Consider the following 22692-nt stretch of genomic DNA (forward strand, 5'->3'; position numbering starts at 1 on the left):
CCCGCGGACGGGAAATACGCGCGGGTAGAGTTGCGGCGAGCTTGTGACTGTTGTCACAGGTTAGGTACATGTGTCTGATGTTCACAGAAACTTGTACCGACAACTGCTGCTGCAACACTTCGAGGGAGAGGCCCCAGTGAGCTTCAAGAGCCCGTTTCCGGACGTCGAGATTCCGAACCTCAGTGTCTACGATTTCCTCTTCGGCCAGGTCGACCCGGCCGACCTGGACCGGCCTGCGCTGATCGACGGTGCCTCCGGCGCGGTCACCACCTACCAGTCGCTGGTCGCCCAGATCAACGGGGTGGCCGGGGCGCTGGCCGCGCGCGGTCTCGCCGTCGGCGAGGTGGTGGGTCTGCACTCGCCGAACGTTCCGGCGTTCGCGTCGGTGTTCCACGGGATCCTGCGGGCCGGTGGTGTCGCGACCACCATCAACGCCCTCTACACCGCGGAGGACATCGCCAAGCAGCTCACCGACTCGAAGGCGAAGTTCCTGTTCACCGTCTCCCCGCTGCTGCCGCAGGCCAAGGATGCGGCGGCCCGCGTCGGGATCCCGGTGGAGAACGTGATCGTCCTCGACGGCGCCGACGGGCACCCGTCGCTGAAAGATCTGCTGGCCGAGGGCGCCCCCGCCCCGGAGGTGTCTTTCGATCCGGCCACCCAGCTGGCGGTGCTGCCGTATTCATCCGGGACCACCGGCCGGCCGAAGGGGGTGATGCTCACGCACCGCAACCTGGTGGCGAATGTGTGTCAGATCAACCCGCGGATGGGCATCGGTGCCGACGACAAACTGCTGGCGGTGCTGCCGTTCTTCCACATCTACGGGATGACGGTGCTGCTCAATGCGGCCCTGTTCAACCGGGCGAGTTTGGTGACGATGCCGAAGTTCGACCTGGTCGAATTCCTGTCGATCGTCTCCGGCCAGAAGTGCACGTATGTGTTCATCGCCCCGCCGGTCGCGGTGGCGTTGGCCAAGCACCCGCTGGTCGACGAGTACGACCTGTCGAGCGTGCATTCGATCTTCTCCGGCGCCGCCCCGCTGGATCAGGAGCTGGGCAAGGCCGTCGCGAACCGGCTCGGCTGCCGGGTGCGGCAGGGCTACGGGATGTCGGAGATGAGCCCGGTCTCGCATGCGATCCCGTTCGACCGTGACGACATCGCCCTGGACTCGGTGGGTCCGTCGATCGCGAACATGGAATGCAAGCTGGTCGACCCGGCCACCGGCGAGGAGGTCGCCTACCCGGCCGACGGGGTCAGCGCACCGGGTGAGCTGTGGTGCAAGGGCCCGAACATCATGGCCGGGTACCTGGGCAACGACGAGGCCACCGCGGAGACCCTGGATGCGGACGGGTACCTGCACACCGGCGACATCGCGACCGTCGACTCCGAGGGGGTGGTGACGATCGTGGACCGGATGAAGGAGCTGATCAAGTACAAGGGCTACCAGGTGCCGCCCGCCGAGCTGGAGGCATTGTTGTTGACGCACCCGCAGATCGCCGACGCCGCCGTCATCGGTGTTCTCGACGACGAGGGCGAGGAGGTGCCGAAGGCGTTCGTCGTCCGCCAGCCCGGTGCCGAATTGGACGAGGCTGCGGTCATCGCGTTCGTCGCCGAGCGGGTGTCGCCGCACAAGAAGGTCCGCAAGGTCGAGTTCATCGACCTGGTGCCGAAGTCCGCCGCGGGCAAGATCCTCCGCAAGGATCTGCGGGCCAGCGAGGCCGGCCGAAGCTGACGGCAGGGGTTCACGGCGCGAGGGTTCCGGGAGGCATGCCAGGATGAACGGCATGAGTACCGGAACCCTTGTGCTGCTCCGCCACGGCGAGAGCGAATGGAATGCGCTCAACTTGTTCACCGGCTGGGTGGACGTCCACCTGACCGATAAGGGCATCGCCGAGGGCAAGCGCGCCGGCGAATTGCTGCTCGAGCACAACCTGCTCCCCGACGTGCTGTACACGTCGCTGCTGCGCCGCGCGATCAGCACCGCCAACATCGCGCTCGACACCGCCGACCGGCACTGGATTCCCGTCATCCGCGACTGGCGTCTCAACGAGCGCCACTACGGCGCCCTGCAGGGGCGCAACAAGGCGCAGGTCAAGGAGAAGTACGGCGACGAGCAGTTCATGCTGTGGCGCCGCAGCTACGACACCCCGCCGCCGCCGATCGAGGCAGGCAGCGAATACAGCCAGGACACCGATCCCCGCTACGCGAACCTCGACAAGGTCCCGCTGACGGAGTGCCTGAAGGACGTCGTCGTCCGCCTGATCCCGTACTGGGAGGACACGATCTCCGCCGACCTGAAGGCCGGCAAGACCGTGCTGATCACCGCGCACGGCAACTCGTTGCGCGCCCTCGTCAAGCACCTCGACGGAATCTCCGACGAGGACATCGCGGGCCTGAACATCCCGACGGGCATCCCGCTGCGCTACGACCTGGACGAGAACCTGAAGCCGCTCAACCCCGGTGGCACGTACCTCGACCCCGAGGCCGCCGCCGCGGGTGCCGCCGCGGTCGCGAACCAGGGCGGGAAGTAACTCGTGCGTCCGGCCGGACGTCCCGTTCGCGGGACGTCCGGCCAACAGCAGGTTAACTGCGGACGAAGACTCCGGTTCCCGCGTGTGACGTGCGCGGAAATGCCTGGACCCTGCGTAACCGGACCGCCGCGCGAACGTACGATTCAGACGTGAGTGTTGTTCAAGCCGTCTTGCTTGCCATCGTGGGCGGCTTCGTCGGTTACCTCGTCGGTGGCGTGCTGATCCCCATGTTGTCCACCCGGCAGGCGCAGCGGATGGAAGAGAAGTCCGGGCTCACGATGTCGCAGGTGCTCGACCTGATCGTCCTGGCATCCGAGAGCGGCATCGCCGTGGTCGACCAGTTCCACGACGTCGTCCTGTTCAACCCCCGGGCGGAGGAGCTGGGCCTGGTGCGGAACCGGCTCGTCGACGACCGTGCGTGGGTGGCGGCACTCCGGGTCCTCGAAACCGGCGAACCCGTCGAGGTCGACCTGAGTACCAAGAACCCGCAGCGGGGACGGGATCGGATCGCGGTGCGCGGCACCGCACGTCTGCTCAGCAAGGAAGACCACAACTTCGTGGTCCTGTTTGCCGACGACGACTCCGAGCAGGTGCGGATGGAGGCGACCCGCCGCGACTTCGTCGCCAACGTCAGCCACGAACTCAAGACCCCGGTCGGCGCGATGGGTCTGCTGGCGGAGGCACTCCTCGAATCGGCGGACGACCCCGAGTCGGTCCGGCACTTCGGCGAACGCGTGCTCAGTGAATCCGTCCGGCTCGGCAAGATGGTCACCGAACTGATCGCCCTGTCGCGGCTGCAGGGCGCCGAGAAACTGCCCGACCTCGAGGCCGTCTCCGTCGACGAGGTGGTGGACGAGGCGCTGCAGCGCTGCAAGATCTCCGCGGAAGCCGCCGGGATCGCCGTCACCACGGACCACAGCAGCGGCTACGAGGTGCTCGGCGACCGCGCCCTGCTCGTCACCGCCCTGTCCAATCTGGTCCAGAATGCGATCGCCTATTCCCCGAAGGGCGCCCCGGTGTCGGTGAGCCGGTCGATCCGCGGCGACAACGTGGCGATCTCGGTGACCGACCGCGGCGAAGGCATCGCCAAGGCCGACCAGGAGCGCGTGTTCGAACGCTTCTTCCGCGTCGACAAGGCGCGCGCCCGCGCGACCGGCGGAACGGGACTCGGTCTCGCGATCGTCAAACACGTGGCCGCCAACCACAACGGATCCATCGACCTGTGGAGCAAGCCCGGAACAGGTTCGACGTTTACCCTGCAGATTCCTGCACACATCGAGACAGTGGACGCCGAGAGCGGAAACGTCGGGAAGAGAGAAACCGGTATGGAGGCCAAGCGATGACAAGTGTGCTGATCGTGGAAGACGAGGAGTCACTGGCCGACCCATTGGCATTCCTGTTACGTAAGGAAGGGTTCGAGACGACGATCGTCGGCGACGGACCGTCCGCGCTCGCCGAGTTCGACCGGGCCGGTGCCGACATCGTCCTCCTCGACCTCATGCTGCCCGGCATGAGCGGCACGGACGTCTGCAAGCAACTCCGCAGCCGCTCCGGTGTCCCCGTCATCATGGTGACGGCACGGGACAGCGAGATCGACAAGGTGGTGGGACTCGAACTCGGCGCCGACGACTACGTGACCAAGCCGTACTCGGCGCGGGAACTGATCGCCCGCATCCGCGCGGTGCTGCGCCGCGGCGTCGACAGCGAACTCGACGTCGCGCAGGACTCGGCCGTCCTCGAGGCGGGACCGGTCCGGATGGACGTCGAACGTCACGTGGTCCAGGTGAACGGCGAGGCCGTCACGCTGCCGCTCAAGGAGTTCGACCTCCTCGAGTACCTGCTTCGGAACTCGGGACGGGTGCTCACCCGCGGGCAGCTGATCGACCGGGTGTGGGGCGCGGACTACGTCGGCGACACCAAGACCCTCGACGTGCACGTCAAGCGTCTGCGCTCGAAGATCGAGACCGACCCCGCCAAGCCGGAACACCTCGTCACCGTCCGCGGCCTCGGCTACAAACTGGAGGCGTGAGCGGACGCCGATCCGCCACAGTTGCAGACGAATTCGTCAGCCGCACACGCAATTGCCTGTGCGGCTGACGAATTCGTGGGCATTCGTCAGAACGGGTTGTACACGTACACACCGCGGAACGGCGTCGAGATCACCTGCGTGAGGGCGTGCTCGCGACCCTGGTCGTCGAACTGCCTGCAGTAGACCGCGACATAGTGTCCGTCGCCCTTGCACTCGATGACCCGGCCGGTGCCGTACGGGCTCAGCACGAGCGCCCGGTCACCCTTGTCGCCGAAAGCGCCTGGATCGAACGGTGCGACGAAGTTCGCCGTCTTGTCGTAGAAGGTGTTCCAATCCGGGGTCGGCTGGGCGGAGGCGGCCGGCGCGAGGGCGAGCGTCGCGGCGGCGGTCAACAGGGCACCTGTCAGAATTCGAGCGAACATGATCTCTCCCGTCATGGCTGTGCCCGGAATGGGGCCGTGACGGGTGAATCGACCGATGGGTCTGATGCGTTACTCGGCGGCCTTCCGCTGAGCGGCCGCGGTGGCGGGGTGCACGGCGACGAGGCCGAGACCGGCCCTGCGCTTGCACATCTTCGCCAACTCCGAGTACGCCGCCTTGCCGAGCAGTTCCGTCAGCTCGGGTGCGTACGACTGCCAGACGGCCTTGACGCCGACGTGGGCGTCGGGGGAGCCGGAGCAGTACCAGTCCAGGTCGGAGCCGCCCTCGCCCCAGCCGCGCCGGTCGTACTCGCTGATGGTGGTCTTGAGGATCTGCTCGCCGTCCGGGCGTTCCACCCACTCCTGGGTGCGGCGGATCGGGAGCTGCCAGCACACGTCGGGCTTGACCTCGAGAGGCTCGATCCCGCGTTTGAGGGCCATCGAGTGGAGCGCGCACCCGACGCCGCCCTCGAAGCCGGGACGGTTCAGGAAGATGCAGGCGCCGTGGTAGCGGCGGGTGCGCAGCGCGGGCTCGTCCTCGAGGTCGTCCTCCTCGACGTAACCCTTCTTGCCGAGACCCTTCTCCATGAACTGCCAGTCCTCGGGTGTGAGCATCTTCACTGACGTGTTCAGCTTCTCCAGGTCCTCCTCGTCGGAGAGGAACGCGCCGTGGGAGCAGCAGCCGTCGTCCGGCCGGTCGCCGATGATGCCCTGGCAGGCGGGGGTGCCGAACACGCAGGTCCAGTGGGAGAGCAACCATGTCATGTCCGCGGCGATGATGTGCTCGCTGTTGTCGGGATCGGGAAATTCGACCCATTCGCGAGCGAAGTCGAGGGGTACTTCCGGGCTGGGTGTCATCTTGTGTGAACGCCCTGCTTTACGTGCTGTCACAAAGCCCGACGGTAGACCCAGTACCGTGTCAATGTGCGACTAGGGGTACTCGACGTCGGAAGCAACACCGTCCATCTTCTCGTAGTGGACGCCCACAGGGGCGGCCACCCCACACCGATGAGTTCGACCAAGTCGACTCTGCGGTTGGCGGAGAACACCGACGACCGCGGTGACATCACCTCCCAGGGTGCGGATCGCCTGGTCTCGACGGTGGCAGACTTCGCCAGCATCGCGAAGACGTCGGGGTGCGGTGAGCTGATGGCCTTCGCCACGTCCGCCGTGCGCGACGCCAACAATTCGGACGCCGTGCTCGAGCGGGTACACGCCGAGACCGGGGTGACGCTCGAGGTTCTGTCGGGTGTCGACGAGGCCCGGCTGACTTTCCTCGCCGTGCGCCGCTGGTTCGGGTGGAGCGCGGGCCGCATCCTGAACCTCGACATCGGCGGCGGATCCCTCGAGCTGACGACGGGCGGCGACGAGGACCCGGACGTGGCGCTGTCGCTGCAACTCGGCGCGGGACGGCTCACCCGGGACTGGCTCGAGGCCGACCCGCCGGGCAAGCGCCGCGTGGCGGTGCTGAGGGATTGGCTGGACGCCGAACTGACCGTCCCGTCGAAGGAACTGCGCGCGGCGGGGCAGTGGGATCGGGCCGTCGGCACGTCCAAGACTTTCCGCTCGCTGGCCCGGCTGACGGGCGCGGCGCCGTCCGGCGCCGGCCCGCGGGTCAAGCGCACCCTCACCGCCAGCGGTCTCAGGCAACTCATAGCTTTCATTTCGCGGATGACGGCCTCGGACCGTGCAGAATTGGAAGGGGTGAGCTCCGACAGGTCGCAGCAGATCGTGGCCGGAGCACTCGTTGCGGAGGCCAGCATGAGAGCACTGGGCGTGGAGGAACTGGAAATCTGCCCCTGGGCTCTGCGTGAGGGTTTGATCCTCCGCAAGCTCGATACGGAAATGGGCGGTGAATTGATGGTGGGTGCTCGATGACCGAGGACAGTCAGCAGATCTCTGTGTCAGAGCTGCTCAAACGCAACGGGCAGCAGGTGGAGTCCCGGGGCGGGCGGCGTCGTCGCGGCGTCAAGGGGGGAATCTCCGTTGCCGAGCTGACCGGTGAAATTCCGGTGGTCCGGGATCCATCCGATTCGCGGGCACTCGAACCCGAACCCGAACCGGAACCTGCCGCGCCCGAGACGCCCCGCGCGTCCGCACCGGCGGCGCCGTCCGCGCGCGCCGACGAGCGCACCGCAGCGTTCAAGGCTCCCGTCGACGACGACGACGATGACGACGAGCCCATCGCCAGTCGCCCCGCCGGCCGCGGCCGCGGAGTGGTGTCGGGTGGGACGTCGCGTGATCACCAGGGAACCTGGGTCAGCCGATCCGTCCAGAAGGAACGGCAGGCGCCCGAGGCCGCCGCGCCCGCACCGGCGCCCACCGTGGCCGCCCCGGTCGTGAAGAAGCCGGAGCCCGCCCCGACCGTCGCCGTTCCCCGCGTGAAGCCGGCGCCGAAGCCCGACACCCCGGCCAAGGCCGAACCGGCGGCGAAGTCCGACGCGCCCGCCAAGCCCGAGGCACCGGCGAAAACCGAGGCACCGGCGAAATCCGGAACCCCCGCGAAGGCGGGTCCCGCCGCGCCGACGAACGGCGCGTCGACGTTCGTGAAGACGCCGAAGCCCGGCGCTCCCGCCAAGGCGAAGCCGGAACCCGCACTGCTGTCCGGCTCGACGCTGGCCGGCGACCTGATGCGGCAGTCCCGGGACGCAGACGCGGCGAACGCGGGCGAGGAGACGGAACTCATCGAGGCCGCCACCGACGCCGGGGACACGGAGAAGCACGAGGGCGACACACAGAAGCCCGAGAGCCCTCGCCGTTCCCGCAAGGAGGCGAAGGCCGAGAAGGCCGAGGCCGCGAAAGCGGAGAAGGCAGGCAAGAAGGACGAGGCAGGCGAGAACTCCACCCGGGAGTGGGCCGTCCTCATCGGTCAGGGCGTCGTAGCCGTCATCGCCGGGGCCCTGCTCTTCAAGGGCTTCGAGAAGCTGTGGGACGTATTTCCGTGGGTCGCGCTGATCCTGGCCCTGCTCGTCATCGTGGGCCTGGTCGCGATGGTCCGCGTCCTTCGTCGCACCGACGACATCACCAGTTTCGTGATCGCCGTCGTGGTCGGGATGATCGTCACTCTGGGGCCGTTAGCCTTCATGCTTGCGTCGGGCTGAGTTGCTCATGGTCGGGGACAGTGGGCACGGGCAGGTTCGACGGTCACCGCGCGGGCGGAAGGTACTGGTGGGCCTGTCGACGGCCTCGGTGTACCCGGAGAACACGGAGGCGGCGTTCCGGTACGCAGCCGATCTGGGATACGACGGCGTCGAACTGATGGTGTGGGCCGAATCGGTCAGCCAGGACGTCGGGGCCGTGGCCGGGCTGGTGCGCAGGTACGCGATTCCGGTTCAGGCGATCCACGCGCCGTGCCTGCTCATCTCGCAGCGGGTGTGGGGCGCCGATCCGGTCGCGAAGCTGGAGCGTTCCGTCCGCACCGCCGAGTCGCTCGGGGCGACGAGTGTCGTGGTGCATCCCCCGTTCCGCTGGCAGCGCCGGTACGCGGAGGGTTTCGCCGATCAGGTGGCCGACCTGGAGCAGCGCAGCGACGTGATCGTCGCGGTGGAGAACATGTTTCCCATGCGCGCGGACGGCTTCTTCGGCAGCAAGGAGCGATCCGCACAGCGGCTCCGGAGGCGGGGCGGACCGGGGGCGGCGCTGTCGGCGTTCAGCCCGTCCTACGACCCCACCGATTCGGGACACGCCCACTACACCCTCGATCTGTCGCACACGGCCACGGCCGGCATGGATGCCATGAAGCTGGCGGAGCGCATGGGGGAGGGCCTCGCGCATCTCCACCTCGCCGACGGCCGGGGCGCGTCGATGGACGAGCACCTCATCCCCGGTCACGGTGCCCAGCCCTGCGCGCAGTTGTGCCGTCATCTCGTCGACACCGGATTCGACGGGCAGGCGGTGATCGAGATCAACACTCAGAACGCCCGGACGCAGCGGGAACGGTCGTCGATGCTGGCGCAGGCGCTGGCCTTCGCCCGTGAGCACCTCGAGCCGGGCCGCGCCGCCTCGGGGTCGCCCCGCAGCCATTCCGGTGGCGATCACGACGACACCTGACAACTCTGCCGCCTTCCTGCTGCGGTAAGCTCGTCGCCATATTGGATAGTCTTAGTATCTAGTGCTGGGGTATCCGAGGTCGAGAGTCGATGAGCCGAAGGAGGGGCCGTGCGCGTTTCCGAGTTGGTCGCCCGTACCGGCGTTCCGCTCGCGACGGTGAAGTACTACCTGCGCGAAGGTCTGCTGATGCCCGGCGAGGCGACGAGCGCCACCCAGGCCCGGTACGGCGAGAAGCACGTCGAGCGACTCGGCCTCGTCAAGGCGCTGGCCGGGGCCGGACTCCCGATTCCGCGCATCCGGGAGATCCTCCGGCTCGTCGACCATCCCGACGGCTCGCTGTTCGAGGTGCTCGGCGAGGCCATCGCGCAACTCCCGCCCTACCTCGACGCCGCCGTCGACGACGGGGACGAGTTCCCGCGGGCACGCGCAGTCCTCGACAGGCTCGGGCAGGTGTACGACCCGCGGTACGTCGCGGTCGGCCAGCTCGAACGTGCGCTCGAGGGGCTCGAAGAGGCCGGCATCCCGATGACCGAGGAGCGGCTCGACGCCTACGGTCGGCACGTGCGCGGGATCGCCGAGATCGACATCGGGCTCATGCCCACCGAATCGGCCGAGGACGCGATCCGCTACGCGGTGCTCGGCACCGCCATCTACGAGCCGGTGATCGCCGCGATGCGCCGGCTCGCACACCAGGACGTCGCGCAGAAGCGCCTCCGGAACCCCGAAGAACAGGATCAGCAGTGAGCTCAACTCCCTTCCGCGACCTCAACGTCCTCACCGCTGCCGGTGACGGGACCTATCAGGCATCGATCGACCCGATCTGGACGATCGGCCCCAAGGTGCACGGCGGCTCGATGATGTCGCTGTGCGCGGCCGCGGCCCGCAGGCGGCTGCTCGACGAGAACAGCGACGCCGAGCTGTCCCGGGTGCAGCCCCTCGCGGTCGGGGCCAACTACCTGTCCGCTCCCGACCCCGGCGAGGTGACGCTGTCGACGACGGTCCGCAAGCAGGGCAAGCAGGTGTCGTTCGTCGACGTGGAGCTGAAGCAGGGCGACCGCGTCGCCGTGCATGCGTCGGTCACGCTCGGCGTCCCCGACGCCGGGGAGCCGCAGTACAGCGGAGACCACGCCCTGTCCCAGCTCCCGGTGGAACCGCCCGCCGACGCCGTCGTGCTCACGGCCGACCATCCGATGGGGAAGATCGTTCACGTGTCGCAGGGCTGCGACATGCGGGTGGACGGGACGTCGGCGCACTTCCTCACCGGCAACCAGGGCGAACCCGAGGTGCGCATGTGGGTGCGACCGCGCGCGGGCGACGAGGACGATCCCGACACGGCGGCCCTGTTCGCGATCATGACCGGAGACATCAGCGCCCCCGTGACGATGAACCGCGGCATGTTCGGCTGGGCGCCCACGGTGCAGCTGACCACGTACCTGCGTAGGCAGCCGGTGCCGGGGTGGCTGCGCGTGATGGCCAGCAGCACGGTGCTCGGCGGTGCGTGGTTCGAGGAGGATCACACCGTGCTCGACTCGACCGGGGCGATCGTCGTGCAGAGCCGGCAGTTGGCGATGATCCCCCGCTAGGAAGGCGCCGCGGAGCGTCGTGGCAGGCTGTTCGGCATGACGAGAATTGCGGTAATCGGAGGCGGCAAGATCGGCGAGGCCCTCATCTCGGGGCTTCTGCAGGCAGGTCACGCCGTCAAGGATCTGGTGGTGGCCGAGCAGCATCCGGCGCGCGCCGACGAGCTGGCCGCGGCGTACGCGGTGCGGGTCACCACCCCCTCCGACGCCGCGGAAGGCGCCGACGTCATCGTGATCGCCGTCAAGCCGGGCGACGTCGAGGCCGCGCTCACCGAGGTGTCCAAGGTGGAACTCGACGGCGAGCGCGAGCAGCTGCTCGTGTCGCTCGCTGCCGGTATCCCCACTGCCTTCTACGAGACGAGACTGCCCGCCGGGTTCCCGGTGGTCCGGGTCATGCCCAACACGCCCATGCTGGTCGGTGAGGGCGTCAGTGTGCTCGCCCCCGGTAGGCACGTGAAGAAGGAGCACCTCGAACTGGTGCGCGGCGTCCTGTCGTCGGTCGGCAAGGTCGTCGTCGTCCCCGAATCGCAGATCGACGCCGTCACCGCCGTCTCCGGCTCCGGTCCTGCCTATTTCTTCCTGGTCGCCGAGGCCATGATCGACGCGGGCGTCGGGCTGGGACTGACCCGGGCGACCGCTTCCGAACTGGTCGTGCAGACCATGGTCGGCTCCGCGGCGATGCTCGACAGGTCGGGGGAGAGTGCGACCGAACTCCGTGCCGCCGTGACCTCGCCCGGCGGAACCACCGCGGCCGCGATCCGCCGGCTGGAGGGAAACGGGCTCCGAACAGCCTTTTTCGACGCTCTCGAAGCCGCGAAGATTCGTTCCGCCGAACTCGGTACGTCGACCGAATGAATATTCGATTGCCCACACCCGTCGCAGTAACCCCATCCGTCCCGCTAAGCTCGAAGTAGCACGTGCGTGTCTGTTCCGCCGGAGGGGAAGCCGGCGGCGCGAGACGTGCCGGAGGTAAGTGGTTGATGACGTCTGCAAAAAAGCCGTCCAAGGGCTCGGCCCCGGACGGACAACCGGCCCTGGCCGGAACGCAATTTCTCACCGTCGCCGAGGTAGCGACGCTGATGAGAGTGTCCAAGATGACTGTGTATCGGTTGGTGCACAGCGGCGAACTGCCCGCCGTCCGTGTGGGCCGCTCGTTCAGAGTGCATGCGAAAGCAGTGCACGACTACCTCGAAACCTCGTACTTCGACGCCGGTTGACCGATCGGCACGAAGAGGGTCATCTCGGTTTCGCCGGTAACGGTGCGACCTAGTTTTCAGAGAGCGGACCCGCACCGGTACGATTAGCGACTGTCGTACCAGCCAGCTGGTGTCGTAAGGCGCTGAGCTAGTTAAAACGAGGCCCAGGCGCCAGAGCGGCGCAGGCGTACGTGACCGGCGTGCGCAGGAACGCTAGAGAAGAACGTGAGGGACACCCGCTATGGGTTCAGTGATCAAGAAGCGACGCAAGCGCATGTCGAAGAAGAAGCACCGCAAGCTGCTTCGCCGCACCCGAGTGCAGCGCAGGAAACTCGGTAAGTAAAGAGTTGCGTCTGGATGCCCGTCACCTCCGGTGGCGGGCATCCGTCGTTTCCACGGCACCCTCCGCGTAGTGGGCGACCGACCAATTGTCGTTGTGCGGAGCGCCATCCCCCTCCTGCACGTATCGTTGACGTCACTCGCTACGTGATCGGGGGTTCTAGTGGTTGTGAGTGACGGAGACAGTACTACGCGGACGGCGGTGCCGCGCGTCGTGCTGGTCACTGGGGCAAGCAGGTTTCTGGGTGGGTACCTGGTCACCCGGCTCGCTCAGAATCCGGACATCGAGCGGGTCATCGCGGTGGACGCGGTCTCGCCGAGCAAGGACATGTTGCGCCGCATGGGCCGCGCCGAGTTCGTGCGCGCCGACATCCGGAATCCTTTGATCGGCAAGGTCATTCGCAATGCCGAGGTCGATACCGTCGTGCACGCCTCGACGCTGGCGCGCCCGCCGAAATCGGGCAGTCGCGCGGCCATGAAGGACATGAACGTCATCGGTGCGATGCAGTTGTTCGCCGTCTGCCAGAAGGCGCCGACCGTCCGGAAGGTAGTGCTGCGCTCGGCCTCCGTGGTGTACGGCTGCAGCGCCAAGGACCCCGCCAAGTTCACCGAGGAGATGAGCGCCCGGCGGCGTCCCGCGGGCGCCTACGCACGGGACTGCATCGAGATCGAGGGTTATCTGCGGGGAATGGGGCGCAGGCGCCCCGACATCGCCGTGTCGATTCTCCGCCTCGCACCGCTGGTCGGGCCCCGCCTCAACGCGACCGTCGCGCAGTACCTCACCTCACCGGTGGTGCCGACCATCCTCGGACGCGACGCACGCCTGCAGGTGCTACACGAGGAAGACGCGCTCGCCGCACTGGAACGGGCCACGGTGTCGGGCCCGGCGGGCACCTTCAACGTCGCCGGCGACGGCGTGGTCATGATGTCCCAGGCCATCCGCCGCGCCGGGCGGATCGAGGTCCCGATGCCGTTCGGGTTGTTCCGCAACGTCGGACGTGCGCTGATGGGTCCGGTGATGCGGTCGTACACCACCGAGCAACTCGAGTACTTCCACTTCGGTTGCGGACTCGACACCACCCGCATGCGAAGCGAACTATCCTTCGAGCCACGGTGGACCTCGATGCAGGCGCTCGACGACTTCGCTCGCGCGGCAGGCGTCAAGGCGATCATCAAGAACGAATGGGTCGACGCAGCAGAAAACGCACTACTCGCTCTTACCGGCACGGCGAAAGGGGAGAGGTGAACGAAGTGGCGAAGGTCATTCCGCTGCACGGTGCGACAGCCGCGCGCGGGGCCGCTATCGGACGTTCGAGGCGTGAGCAGAGCGAGAGCCGACATCCGTCCGCAATGCCTCCACCCGCCGTGATCACCCCACCCGAGCCCGTCACCGAGACTTCGGCCGTCGACGCCGTCCGCAACGCCCTGGCCGAGCAGATCGTCAACACCGCCGAGTTCGTGCGACGCCGGCTGTCGGGCGACTATCACGTCGACGACTTCGGCTACGACCCGCACTTCGCCGAGAACGTGTGGCTCCCCATCCTGCGGCCACTGTTCGACAAGTGGTTCCGCGTCGAGGTCAGCGGTCTGGAGAACATCCCGTCGACCGGTGGCGCGCTGGTGGTCGCCAACCATGCCGGTGTCCTGCCCATCGACGGTCTGATGACGTCCGTCGCCGTCCACGACCATCACCCCGCGCATCGCCCGCTGCGGATGCTGGCCGCCGACCTGGCCTTCGAGATGCCACTGGTCGGCGGGGTCGCCCGCAAGGCCGGGCACACCCTCGCGTGCCACCCGGACGCCGTGCGCCTCCTGCAGGACGGGGAGGTCGCCGCCGTGTTCCCCGAAGGTTTCAAGGGCATCGGCAAACCGTTCAGCGAACGCTACAAGCTGCAGAGGTTCGGCCGCGGCGGCTTCGTGTCCGCCGCCATGCGGACCGGTGCGCCCATCATTCCGTGCTCGATCGTCGGATCCGAGGAGATCTACCCGAAGATCGGCGAACTCGGGACGCTCGCCCGGCTGCTGGGAATGCCGTACTTCCCGGTGACCCCGCTGTTCCCGCACTTCGGACCGCTCGGCCTCGTCCCGCTGCCGTCGAAGTGGTACATCGAATTCGGCAAGCCGATCGTCACCGACACCTACGACGCGGCGGCGGCCGACGACCCGATGGAACTCTTCGAGGTCACCGACCACGTCCGGGAGACCATCCAGCAGACGTTGTACCGGCTCCTCGCGAAACGCCGGAACGTGTTCCTCGGCTGAATCGCTGACCGCCGCGCGGCTCAGGCCGCCTGTTCGCGGCGGCGCGCGACGATCGCGGCGAGTGCGCCGCCGGCAGCGCCGAGGAGCAGCGCCGTGGGGACGCCGATCTTGGCGGCCTTGCGTCCGGTCCGGAAGTCTCGGATCTCCCAGCCCCGGTTCTTGGCGAGCTCGCGCAGATCGGTGTCGGGGTTGATCGCGACGGCCGTGCCGACCAGCGACAGCATCGGCACGTCGTTGTGGCTGTCCGAGTACGCGGTGCAGCGCTTGAGGTTGAGCCCCTCGCGGACGGCCAGGGCGCGCACGGCGTGCGCCTTGCCGAGGCCGTGCAGGATGTCGCCGACCAGACGTCCCGTGAACATCCCGTCCTCGCTCTCGGCCACCGTGCCGAGGGCACCGGTGAGGCCGAGGCGCTTCGCGATGACCTGGGCCAGCTCCACCGGGGTCGCGGTGACCAGCCACACCTGCTGCCCGGCGTCGAGATGCATCTGCGCCAGCGCGCGGGTGCCGGGCCAGATCTTGTCGGCGATCACCTCGTCGTAGATCTCCTCACCGAGCCGGGCGAGCTCGGCCGTCGACCGTCCGGAGACGAACGAGAGGGCCTTCTCCCGGCCGGAGGCGACGTCGTCGCTGCTCTCCTTGCCGGTGACGCGGAACTTGATCTGCTTCCACGCGAAGTCGACGAGGTCGGACGTCTTCAGGTACTTGCGGGCGGCGAGTCCGCGGGCGAAGTGGATGATCGAGGCGCCCTGGACCATCGTGTTGTCGACGTCGAAGAACGCGGCCGCCGTGAGGTCGAGGGGAACGTCGTGTTCCACCAGCTCGGTTTCCTCGCCGGACGCGACTTGGAGTGCGAGGGCCGCATCGGCACTCGCCTCACCTGCGACATTGGCACGTACCTCGGCTTCGCTGGGTCCCAGCGGATTCCTGAACTGGCGTCGGCCGGGGAGGATGATCCCCGCCAGACCTGAACCGAAACCCGTGCCGTTCGGTAGTGATCGCGCAGGCACTCGCACCTCCCGTATCGCAGAAGCCTCTGGGAGCAGCCTATCCCCCGAATCGGGGACGGGGCGGGTGGATGGCCGCGCTGAGGGAACTGTGTGACGTTCATCTCGGAGCCGATTGGCGTCTGCGGACCCCGAAACGGCACAGTGACTCCACCGGAGGCGTCGAAAGGAAGTGACGAGGATGAGCACGGGCGGACACGAGGTGACGCTTCTCACGAGGGCGGGGTGCGGTGCGTGCGCGCCGGCCCGCGAGCTGCTGCTGGTTCTGTGCGAGGAGTTCGGGCTGGAACTGACGTGCATAGACGTCGACGAGGCGGCGGCAACGGACCCCGAATTGCGGGCCGAATTCGGCGACCGATTGCCGGTGGTATTGCTCGACGGACGTGAGCACAGTTACTGGGAGGTCGACGAAGAGCGCCTTCGCTCGGATTTACGCAAGTAAGGGAACCCTAAAAGTGGGATCTTCCGATGCCGTGCAGGTAGGACCGCATGTCGCGCAGTCGCAGCGACTTTGTGCATGGGTTCACAAGCAGTTACCGTGGTGTGAACAATTCCCCGGAGCATCGTGAAGAACGGCATCGAATGCCGGTCGGACGAGGAGCCAACGACGTGACCGAAACGCACCAGACGCATGGGTCTGTGGCCCCTGGCGTCACGGGGGCGGTCGGGCAGTCGATGGTCGGGTCTCCGGCCCCCTCGGTCGCCGGCGCGGCTCCGCTCCCCGAATCGCGGGATATCCCCCAGGCTACGGTGACGCGCCTCGCGACGTACCTGCGGGTCCTCGGAGTGCTGACGGAACGCGGCACGATCATCGTCTCGAGCGAGGAACTCGCCGCCGCTTCCGGTGTCGGCTCCGCGAAGCTCCGCAAGGACCTTTCCTTCCTGGGGCCGAACGGTGTGCGCGGCGTCGGCTACGACGTGACGCGCCTGCGGGCCCGCATCGAACGCGCACTCGGCCTGGACCGCGGACACAAGGTGGTGCTCGTCGGCGTCGGAAACCTCGGCCAGGCGCTCGCCGGCTACGGCGGCTTCGGCCGTCGCGGGTTCTCCATGGTCGGTCTGTTCGACAGCGACCCGGCGCGGGTCGGTGCGCCGGTGGGCGACCTCACCGTGCGGCACGTCGACGAACTCGAGCAGGCCTGCGCCGAACTCGAGGCCACCATCGGCGTCATCTCGACGCCTGACGAGGCGGCGCAGGAAGTCGCCGACCGCCTGGTGCGCGCCGGACTGCGGTGCATCCTCAGCTTCTCGCCGACTTCGCTCGACGTCCCCGATCACGTCGAGATGCGCCGCGTCGACCTCGCGGTCGAAATGCAGGTCCTCTCGTTCAACAGCGCACGCAATACGGAGTCGGTCCCCACCGCTCCCCGCGTCCGCATCGGACATTCGGCTGTCCCGTCCACCGCACCAAGAAACGGATCAGTGATCGCGCCGTGAGTGTTCTGCTTGTCGGGGTCTCGCACAGGACGGCCCCGGTGCCGGTTCTCGAGCGGGTGGCTGTCACCGACACCGATCGCCCGAAGTTGACGGACAAGCTTCTGGCGTCGTCGCACATCTCGGAGGCGATGATCGTCTCCACCTGCAACCGGGTGGAGATCTACGCCGTCGTCGATGCGTTCCACGGTGCGCTGGCCGAGGTCGGCGAATTGCTCGCCGACCATTCCGGACTGGATCTCACCGATCTGCACCGGCACGCGTACGTGCGCTACAGCGAGGCTGCGGCGGAGCACCTGTTCGCCGTGGCCAGCGGCCTCGACTCGATGGTGATCGGCGAGCAGCAGATCCTGGGGCAGATCAGGACCGCCTACGCGTCGTCCGACGCGCAGCAGGCCGCGGGCCGCACGCTGCACGAACTCGCCCAGCAGGCGCTGCGCGTCGGCAAGCGGGTGCATTCGGAGACCGGCATCGATTCGGCGGGCGCCTCCGTCGTGTCCGTGGCCCTCGACCGGGCCGCCGGCATCGTCGGCGACGGCGGACTGACCGGACGCACCGCCGTCGTGGTCGGTGCCGGATCCATGGGCGGCCTGTCGGTCGCACACCTCACCCGTGCCGGGATCGGCCGCATAGTCGTCGTGAACCGCACCAAGGAGCGCGCGGAACACCTCGCCGACACGGCCCGGTCCAACGGCGTCGAGGCGGAAGCCCTCGAACTGAGCGAACTCCCGGCCGCGATGGCCCAGGCGGATGTCCTCGTGACCTGTACCGGCGCGGTCGGCGCCGTCGTCACGCTCGCGGACACCCACCGCGCGCTGGCACAGCCCGGCCGCGACGCCGAACGCCCCCTCGTCATCTGCGACCTCGGTCTGCCCCGCGACGTCGAGCCCGCAGTGTCGGGTCTGCCCGGGGTCACCGTCCTCGACATGGAATCGCTGCAGCGCGATCCCGCCGCAGGCGCCGCCGCATCCGACGCCGACGCCGCCCGGACGATCGTCGCCGCCGAACTCGCCAACTACCTCGCCGGCCAGCGGCTGGCGGAGGTCACGCCGACCGTCACCGCCCTGCGCCAGCGCGCTGCGGACGTGGTCGAGGCGGAGTTGATGCGACTGGATTCGCGTCTGCCCGGACTCGACGACCCCGAGCGCGACGAGGTCGCACGCACCGTGCGGCGAGTGGTCGACAAGCTCCTCCACGCGCCCACCGTCCGGGTGAAGCAGCTCGCCTCCGCACCCGGTGGCGACTCCTACGCAGCCGCCCTGCGCGAGCTGTTCGAACTCAGCCCCGGATCCGTCGAGGCCGTCGCCAAGCCCACCGACCTCGGCGGCGCCACCGACCTGAGCGCCATCGACATCACGGACGGTTTCATCGCCGGCCAGGACCCGCGCCTGCGCCGCTTCGTCACAGACGACAACCATGGGAAGGAATCGCAGGCATGAGCGCCGTCGGCACCCGTACGCTGCGGATCGGAACCCGTGGGAGTGAGCTCGCGACCACCCAGGCCGGGACCGTGCGCGACGCACTGATCTCGGCCGGACACGACGCCGAGCTCGTCATCATCAAGACCAAGGGCGACCAGTCCATGGAATCGGTGGAGAAGATCGGCGTCGGCGTCTTCACCGCCGAACTCCGGGAAGCGCTCGCCGACGGCCGCGTCGACGTGGCCGTCCACTCCTACAAGGACCTGCCGACCGCCCCCGACGAACGGTTCACCATCGCCGCCATTCCGCCGCGCGAGGATCCCCGCGACGCGCTCGTGGCCCGCGACGGACTGGTCCTCGGTGAACTGCCCGCCGGTTCGAAGGTCGGCACGTCCGCACCGCGGCGCACGTCGCAGCTCCGGGCGCTGGGCCTCGGCCTCGACATCCGTCCGCTGCGCGGCAACCTGCAGCGGCGCCTCGGCAAGGTCGAGTCCGGCGAACTCGACGCCGTCGTCCTGGCCCGCGCGGGCCTGGCGCGGATCGGACGTCTGGACCTGATCACCGAGTCCATCGAACCGGTCCAGATGCTGCCCGCACCCGCTCAGGGCGCGCTCGCCGTCGAATGCCTGTCCGCGAACACGGCACTCGTCGCGATCCTGTCGGAGCTCGACGACCCGAACAGCCGCGCCGCCGTCACCGCGGAACGCGCACTGCTCGCCGAGCTCGAAGCCGGCTGCACCGCGCCCGTCGGCGCCATCGCCGAGGTCGTCGAATCACTCGACGACGACGGCCGCATCTTCGACGAACTGTCCGTCCGGGGCTGCGCCGCAGCCATCGACGGTTCCGACGTCGTACGCACGGGGGCCGTGGGCTCCCCGGAGAACGCCGAAGAACTCGGCCGCTCCGTCGCGCGTGAGCTTCTCGAGCTCGGTGCGCGGGAGCTGATGAATGTCACCGAGGCCGGTGATGCCGATGTTTGATGTGCGAAGGCCGACTGATCGGCCGATCCGCTTCCTGTACCCATCTCGACACATGATCGCACTGGAGAATTACCGATGAGCCGAGTCCGCAAGAACACCCCCGGACGAATCCTGTTCGTGGGATCCGGACCGGGCGATCCGGCACTGCTCACCGTGCACGCACGGGACGTCCTTGCCGCAGCAACCCTCGCCTTCACCGACCCCGACGTCGACAAGGGCGTCACGGTCCTGGTGGGCACCGACCTGGGCGTCGACGCCGAGACCGGGGAGCCGCTCGCCGAGGTCCGTCCCGCGCTGGGTGAGCCGGCGGAGGTAGCGAAGACCCTCGTCCACGAGGCGAGGAACGGCCACGACGTCGTGCGTCTGGTGTCCGGCGACCCGCTGACCACCGACTCCGTGATCGCCGAGGTCACCGCCGTCGCCCGTACCCAGGTGCAGTTCGAGGTCCTGCCGGGCCTGCCGTCCGCGTCCGCCGTCCCCTCCTACGCCGGTATGGCACTGGGATCGGGGCACACCGAGGCCGACGTCCGCGGCGAGGTCGACTGGGCCGCCCTGGCCGCCGCACCCGGACCGCTGGTCCTGCACGCCACGTCGGGTCACCTCGCCGAGACGGCGAGCGCCCTCGTCGAGCACGGCCTGGCTCCGCAGACCCCGGCCGCCATCACGGTCCGCGGCACCACCCGGCAGCAGCGCACCGTCGAGGCCACCCTTGCGACGCTGAACGAGGCCGGTTCCGAACTGGTCGGTTCGCTGGTCGTGACGGTCGGCAAGGTCGTCGCCCAGCGCAACAAGATGTCCTGGTGGGAGTCGCGCGCACTGTACGGCTGGAAGGTCCTGGTGCCGCGCACCAAGGATCAGGCAGGCGAGATGAGCGACCGCCTCGTCACGCACGGTGCCATCCCGATCGAGGTGCCCACCATCGCCGTCGAGCCGCCCCGCAGCCCGGCGCAGATGGAACGGTCCGTCAAGGGCCTCGTCGACGGCCGCTACCAGTGGGTGGTCTTCACCTCCACCAACGCGGTGCGTGCGGTGTGGGAGAAGTTCGAGGAATTCGGGCTCGACGCCCGCGCGTTCTCCGGCGTCAAGATCGCCTGCATCGGCGAGGCCACGGCCGCCAAGGTCCGCTCGTTCGGAATCAACCCCGAACTCGTGCCCTCCGGTGAGCAGTCGAGCGAAGGCCTGCTGGCCGAATTCGCCCCCTACGACGACGTGTTCGACCCGGTCAACCGCGTTCTGCTGCCCCGCGCCGACATCGCCACCGAGACGCTGGCCGAGGGCCTGCGCGAACGTGGCTGGGAAATCGACGACGTCACCGCGTACCGCACCGTCCGGGCCGCGCCGCCGCCGGCCGAGACCCGCGAGATGATCAAGACCGGTGGGTTCGACGCCGTCTGCTTCACCTCGTCCTCGACCGTCCGCAACCTCGTCGGCATCGCCGGAAAGCCGCACGCGCGCACCCTCGTCGCCTGCATCGGTCCGAAGACCGCCGAGACGGCCATCGAGTTCGGCCTGCGCGTGGACGTGCAGCCGGAGACCGCTCAGGTCGGCCCGCTGGTGGAGGCTCTCGCCGAGCACGCCGCGCGCCTGCGTGCCGAGGGCGCACTGCCCCCGCCGCGCAAGAAGTCCCGCGCTCGGCGATAGGCGCTACGCGCCCGTGAGTGGTTGAGGAGTCCAGACACTCCTCAACCACTCACGGGCCCGACGAAGGAGGGCATGTCCTTGTTCCCGACCCACCGGCCGCGACGGCTCCGCCGGACACCGGCCCTGCGTCGTCTCGTCGCCGAGACTTCGCTCGAGCCACGGCATCTCGTGTTGCCGATGTTCGTGGCGGACGGTATCGACGAGCCTCGTGAGATCTCGTCGATGCCCGGCGTCTTCCAGCACACGCCCGACTCGCTGCGTCGGGCGGCGACGGAAGCGGTCGAGGCGGGACTCGGTGGACTCATGCTCTTCGGGGTGCCCCGTCCCGACGACAAGGACGCCGAGGGGTCCGGCGCGTCAGACCCGGACGGTATCCTGAACCGCGGATTACGCTGGCTCGCAGGCGAAGTCGGCGATGCGACGGTGATCATGGCGGACACCTGCCTGGACGAGTTCACCGACCACGGTCACTGCGGCGTTCTCGACGAGAGCGGTGCGGTCGACAACGACCTCACGCTGCAGCGGTACGTCGAGATGGCGGTCGCGCAGGCCGAGGCCGGTGCGCATCTGCTCGGTCCGAGCGGAATGATGGACGGCCAGGTCGCCGCCATCCGCAAGGCCCTCGACGACGCGGACTACACCGACGTCGGGCAGCTCGCGTACTCGGCGAAGTACGCGTCGGCGTTCTACGGCCCGTTCCGGGAAGCCGTCGGTTCGTCGTTGCAGGGTGATCGCCGTACCTATCAACAGGATTCGGCCAATCGCCGGGAATCGCTGCGGGAGGTGGACCTCGACATCGACGAGGGCGCCGACATGGTGATGGTGAAGCCGGCGATGTCCTACCTGGACGTCCTGCGTGAGACGGCGGACCGCTCTCCCGTCCCCGTTGCGGCGTATCAGATCTCGGGCGAGTACTCGATGATCACGGCCGCCGCGCAGAACGGCTGGATCGACCGGGACGCCGCGATCCTCGAATCGCTGACCAGTATCCGCCGCGCAGGCGCGGACGTCGTGCTGACGTACTGGGCGACCGAAGCGGCCGGCTGGTTGTGATCGTCTCGTCGGCGGATACGGTAGTGCCATGACCCAGCAGTGGCCACCGACACCGCCGCACCAGGCTCCGCAGCAGCAGAGCCCGTCTCCGCACGATTTCCCGTACCCCCCGCCGGTGCCGCAGCCGAAGCCCGAACGCCCGGCACCGGTCGATGTGGGCACGGCGGCCCAGTTGCTCTGGGCGGTGGCCGGGCTCGGTCTGATCCAGGCACTGGCCGCGATGGTTCTGGTGGTGGGGGAGAAGTCGACGTTCGTCGACGAACTGATGAACAACCCCAGCGTCACATCCGGCGAGGTCGACATGAGCCGCGACAGCGTGGAGTCCCTCTTCTACGTGGGTATCGGGTTCACGGTCGTCCTCATCCTGATCCTCACCGGGCTGTTCCTCCTGTTCGTGCACTTCATGCGCAAGGGCCGGAACTGGGCCAGGATGCTGCTCACCATCGCGTGCGTGATGATGGTGGTGTGGACCGTCCCGGTGCTCTTCGGCATCGGATCCGACGGAAGCGGCACCGCGCTCGCTCTCGGCGGCGTGCAGATCCTCCAGGCCGTGGTGGCCGTCGGAGCCGTCGTGCTGATGCACCGCAAGGATTCCAACAGCTACTTCCTGAGGTTGCCCCCCTCCGACGAGTAGCTTCGATTTGCTCGTGAAATATAAAGATGTACCGTGAAGTACGTCACAAGGGCAGACCGCAGACTTCATTTCGACCGAAGGACTTTTCTCCATGCGCGCTGACGATCGAGCTCACGGGTCTC

General features: G+C 68.1%; 24 protein-coding genes. 21 read left to right on the forward strand and 3 right to left on the reverse strand.

What is annotated here, in order from left to right:
• Nucleotides 1–136 precede the first annotated feature (136 nt).
• The 4 genes from JVH1_RS26920 (at nucleotide 137) to JVH1_RS26935 (ending at nucleotide 4557) form a co-directional block, all read left to right on the forward strand.
• On the forward strand, nucleotides 137–1729 hold the full coding sequence (locus tag JVH1_RS26920; RefSeq protein ID WP_009474748.1) for an AMP-binding protein: 1593 nt from the start codon (nucleotides 137–139) through the stop codon (nucleotides 1727–1729).
• A 43-nt stretch (nucleotides 1730–1772) separates the two neighbouring features.
• Complete coding sequence (locus JVH1_RS26925) at nucleotides 1773–2528, forward strand: phosphoglyceromutase (RefSeq protein WP_009474747.1); 756 nt, start codon at nucleotides 1773–1775, stop codon at nucleotides 2526–2528.
• A 149-nt stretch (nucleotides 2529–2677) separates the two neighbouring features.
• Entirely contained in the window at nucleotides 2678–3871 is a 1194-nt protein-coding gene (locus JVH1_RS26930) for a cell wall metabolism sensor histidine kinase WalK (protein ID WP_009474746.1), read from the forward strand.
• Nucleotides 3868–4557 (forward strand): response regulator transcription factor, encoded by a 690-nt coding sequence (locus JVH1_RS26935; RefSeq protein ID WP_005251956.1) that lies wholly within the window; start codon nucleotides 3868–3870, stop codon nucleotides 4555–4557. The genes JVH1_RS26930 and JVH1_RS26935 overlap by 4 nt, the downstream gene beginning before the upstream one ends.
• 86 nt (nucleotides 4558–4643) lie before the next feature.
• On the opposite strand, the gene JVH1_RS26940 is transcribed toward JVH1_RS26935, so the two are convergent.
• On the reverse strand, nucleotides 4644–4979 hold the full coding sequence (locus JVH1_RS26940) for a hypothetical protein (protein WP_009474745.1): 336 nt from the start codon (nucleotides 4977–4979) through the stop codon (nucleotides 4644–4646).
• Between the two features lie 69 nt (nucleotides 4980–5048).
• Nucleotides 5049–5834, reverse strand: a complete 786-nt coding sequence (locus tag JVH1_RS26945; RefSeq protein ID WP_009474744.1) for a hypothetical protein — start codon at nucleotides 5832–5834, stop codon at nucleotides 5049–5051.
• 66 nt (nucleotides 5835–5900) lie between these two features.
• On the opposite strand from JVH1_RS26945, the gene JVH1_RS26950 reads away from it, so the two are divergent.
• The 10 genes from JVH1_RS26950 (at nucleotide 5901) to JVH1_RS26995 (ending at nucleotide 14403) form a co-directional block, all read left to right on the forward strand.
• Nucleotides 5901–6854 (forward strand): Ppx/GppA phosphatase family protein, encoded by a 954-nt coding sequence (locus tag JVH1_RS26950; protein WP_009474743.1) that lies wholly within the window; start codon nucleotides 5901–5903, stop codon nucleotides 6852–6854.
• A complete protein-coding gene (locus JVH1_RS26955) occupies nucleotides 6851–8077 on the forward strand; it encodes a hypothetical protein (protein ID WP_009474742.1) in 1227 nt (408 codons plus the stop codon). The genes JVH1_RS26950 and JVH1_RS26955 overlap by 4 nt, the downstream gene beginning before the upstream one ends.
• A gap of 7 nt (nucleotides 8078–8084) precedes the next feature.
• On the forward strand, nucleotides 8085–9026 hold the full coding sequence (locus JVH1_RS26960; RefSeq protein WP_011594910.1) for a sugar phosphate isomerase/epimerase: 942 nt from the start codon (nucleotides 8085–8087) through the stop codon (nucleotides 9024–9026).
• A 108-nt stretch (nucleotides 9027–9134) separates the two neighbouring features.
• Nucleotides 9135–9770 carry a MerR family transcriptional regulator gene (locus JVH1_RS26965; protein ID WP_009474740.1) on the forward strand — a complete coding sequence of 212 codons (636 nt, stop codon included), beginning with the start codon at nucleotides 9135–9137 and terminating at the stop codon, nucleotides 9768–9770.
• Nucleotides 9767–10609, forward strand: a complete 843-nt coding sequence (locus JVH1_RS26970) for a thioesterase family protein (RefSeq protein ID WP_009474739.1) — start codon at nucleotides 9767–9769, stop codon at nucleotides 10607–10609. The genes JVH1_RS26965 and JVH1_RS26970 overlap by 4 nt, the downstream gene beginning before the upstream one ends.
• Before the next feature lie 36 nt (nucleotides 10610–10645).
• Nucleotides 10646–11461 (forward strand): pyrroline-5-carboxylate reductase, encoded by an 816-nt coding sequence (gene proC, locus JVH1_RS26975; protein WP_009474738.1) that lies wholly within the window; start codon nucleotides 10646–10648, stop codon nucleotides 11459–11461.
• A gap of 125 nt (nucleotides 11462–11586) precedes the next feature.
• Nucleotides 11587–11823, forward strand: a complete 237-nt coding sequence (locus tag JVH1_RS26980; RefSeq protein ID WP_005258384.1) for a helix-turn-helix domain-containing protein — start codon at nucleotides 11587–11589, stop codon at nucleotides 11821–11823.
• 220 nt (nucleotides 11824–12043) lie between these two features.
• A complete protein-coding gene (locus JVH1_RS26985; RefSeq protein WP_003402602.1) occupies nucleotides 12044–12145 on the forward strand; it encodes a 30S ribosomal protein bS22 in 102 nt (33 codons plus the stop codon).
• A 198-nt stretch (nucleotides 12146–12343) separates the two neighbouring features.
• Nucleotides 12344–13387: an NAD-dependent epimerase/dehydratase family protein gene (locus JVH1_RS26990; protein WP_009474737.1), complete on the forward strand. Its 1044-nt coding sequence runs from the start codon at nucleotides 12344–12346 to the stop codon at nucleotides 13385–13387.
• Nucleotides 13384–14403, forward strand: coding sequence for a lysophospholipid acyltransferase family protein (locus tag JVH1_RS26995; protein WP_016882763.1), 1020 nt, complete (start codon nucleotides 13384–13386; stop codon nucleotides 14401–14403). The genes JVH1_RS26990 and JVH1_RS26995 overlap by 4 nt, the downstream gene beginning before the upstream one ends.
• Before the next feature lie 20 nt (nucleotides 14404–14423).
• On the opposite strand, the gene JVH1_RS27000 is transcribed toward JVH1_RS26995, so the two are convergent.
• Nucleotides 14424–15410: an HAD family phosphatase gene (locus JVH1_RS27000; RefSeq protein ID WP_009474735.1), complete on the reverse strand. Its 987-nt coding sequence runs from the start codon at nucleotides 15408–15410 to the stop codon at nucleotides 14424–14426.
• A 178-nt stretch (nucleotides 15411–15588) separates the two neighbouring features.
• On the opposite strand from JVH1_RS27000, the gene JVH1_RS27005 reads away from it, so the two are divergent.
• From JVH1_RS27005 to JVH1_RS27035, 7 genes are all read left to right on the forward strand, one after another.
• Nucleotides 15589–15849, forward strand: coding sequence for a glutaredoxin family protein (locus JVH1_RS27005; RefSeq protein ID WP_009474734.1), 261 nt, complete (start codon nucleotides 15589–15591; stop codon nucleotides 15847–15849).
• Between the two features lie 140 nt (nucleotides 15850–15989).
• Nucleotides 15990–16844 (forward strand): redox-sensing transcriptional repressor Rex, encoded by an 855-nt coding sequence (locus tag JVH1_RS27010; RefSeq protein WP_029539322.1) that lies wholly within the window; start codon nucleotides 15990–15992, stop codon nucleotides 16842–16844.
• Nucleotides 16841–18280: a glutamyl-tRNA reductase gene (locus JVH1_RS27015; RefSeq protein WP_016882766.1), complete on the forward strand. Its 1440-nt coding sequence runs from the start codon at nucleotides 16841–16843 to the stop codon at nucleotides 18278–18280. Before JVH1_RS27010 ends, JVH1_RS27015 begins: the two co-directional genes overlap by 4 nt.
• Nucleotides 18277–19242: a hydroxymethylbilane synthase gene (gene hemC, locus JVH1_RS27020; protein WP_009474731.1), complete on the forward strand. Its 966-nt coding sequence runs from the start codon at nucleotides 18277–18279 to the stop codon at nucleotides 19240–19242. The genes JVH1_RS27015 and hemC overlap by 4 nt, the downstream gene beginning before the upstream one ends.
• Before the next feature lie 75 nt (nucleotides 19243–19317).
• Nucleotides 19318–20883 (forward strand): bifunctional uroporphyrinogen-III C-methyltransferase/uroporphyrinogen-III synthase, encoded by a 1566-nt coding sequence (locus JVH1_RS27025; RefSeq protein ID WP_005251986.1) that lies wholly within the window; start codon nucleotides 19318–19320, stop codon nucleotides 20881–20883.
• 78 nt (nucleotides 20884–20961) lie between these two features.
• On the forward strand, nucleotides 20962–21936 hold the full coding sequence (gene hemB, locus JVH1_RS27030) for a porphobilinogen synthase (protein WP_043778866.1): 975 nt from the start codon (nucleotides 20962–20964) through the stop codon (nucleotides 21934–21936).
• Between the two features lie 28 nt (nucleotides 21937–21964).
• Nucleotides 21965–22570 carry a hypothetical protein gene (locus tag JVH1_RS27035; RefSeq protein WP_009474729.1) on the forward strand — a complete coding sequence of 202 codons (606 nt, stop codon included), beginning with the start codon at nucleotides 21965–21967 and terminating at the stop codon, nucleotides 22568–22570.
• Nucleotides 22571–22692 lie beyond the last annotated feature (122 nt).

Origin of the sequence: Rhodococcus sp. JVH1 (genome assembly GCF_000280725.2) — a bacterium.
GTDB lineage: Bacteria > Actinomycetota > Actinomycetes > Mycobacteriales > Mycobacteriaceae > Rhodococcus_F > Rhodococcus_F jostii_A.

What these genes read in the sequence shown, in the direction of transcription:
- JVH1_RS26925 (WP_009474747.1), top strand. Translation starts at nt 1,773, where the DNA reads ATGAACGGCATGAGTACCGGAACCCTTGTGCTGCTCCGCCACGGCGAG.
- JVH1_RS26935 (WP_005251956.1), top strand. Translation starts at nt 3,868, where the DNA reads ATGACAAGTGTGCTGATCGTGGAAGACGAGGAGTCACTGGCCGACCCA.
- JVH1_RS26940 (WP_009474745.1), bottom strand. Translation starts at nt 4,979, where the DNA reads ATGTTCGCTCGAATTCTGACAGGTGCCCTGTTGACCGCCGCCGCGACG.
- JVH1_RS26945 (WP_009474744.1), bottom strand. Translation starts at nt 5,834, where the DNA reads ATGACACCCAGCCCGGAAGTACCCCTCGACTTCGCTCGCGAATGGGTC.
- JVH1_RS26955 (WP_009474742.1), top strand. Translation starts at nt 6,851, where the DNA reads ATGACCGAGGACAGTCAGCAGATCTCTGTGTCAGAGCTGCTCAAACGC.
- JVH1_RS26960 (WP_011594910.1), top strand. Translation starts at nt 8,085, where the DNA reads ATGGTCGGGGACAGTGGGCACGGGCAGGTTCGACGGTCACCGCGCGGG.
- proC (WP_009474738.1), top strand. Translation starts at nt 10,646, where the DNA reads ATGACGAGAATTGCGGTAATCGGAGGCGGCAAGATCGGCGAGGCCCTC.
- JVH1_RS26980 (WP_005258384.1), top strand. Translation starts at nt 11,587, where the DNA reads ATGACGTCTGCAAAAAAGCCGTCCAAGGGCTCGGCCCCGGACGGACAA.
- JVH1_RS26985 (WP_003402602.1), top strand. Translation starts at nt 12,044, where the DNA reads ATGGGTTCAGTGATCAAGAAGCGACGCAAGCGCATGTCGAAGAAGAAG.
- JVH1_RS27005 (WP_009474734.1), top strand. Translation starts at nt 15,589, where the DNA reads ATGAGCACGGGCGGACACGAGGTGACGCTTCTCACGAGGGCGGGGTGC.
- JVH1_RS27010 (WP_029539322.1), top strand. Translation starts at nt 15,990, where the DNA reads ATGCCGGTCGGACGAGGAGCCAACGACGTGACCGAAACGCACCAGACG.
- hemC (WP_009474731.1), top strand. Translation starts at nt 18,277, where the DNA reads ATGAGCGCCGTCGGCACCCGTACGCTGCGGATCGGAACCCGTGGGAGT.
- JVH1_RS27025 (WP_005251986.1), top strand. Translation starts at nt 19,318, where the DNA reads ATGAGCCGAGTCCGCAAGAACACCCCCGGACGAATCCTGTTCGTGGGA.
- JVH1_RS27035 (WP_009474729.1), top strand. Translation starts at nt 21,965, where the DNA reads ATGACCCAGCAGTGGCCACCGACACCGCCGCACCAGGCTCCGCAGCAG.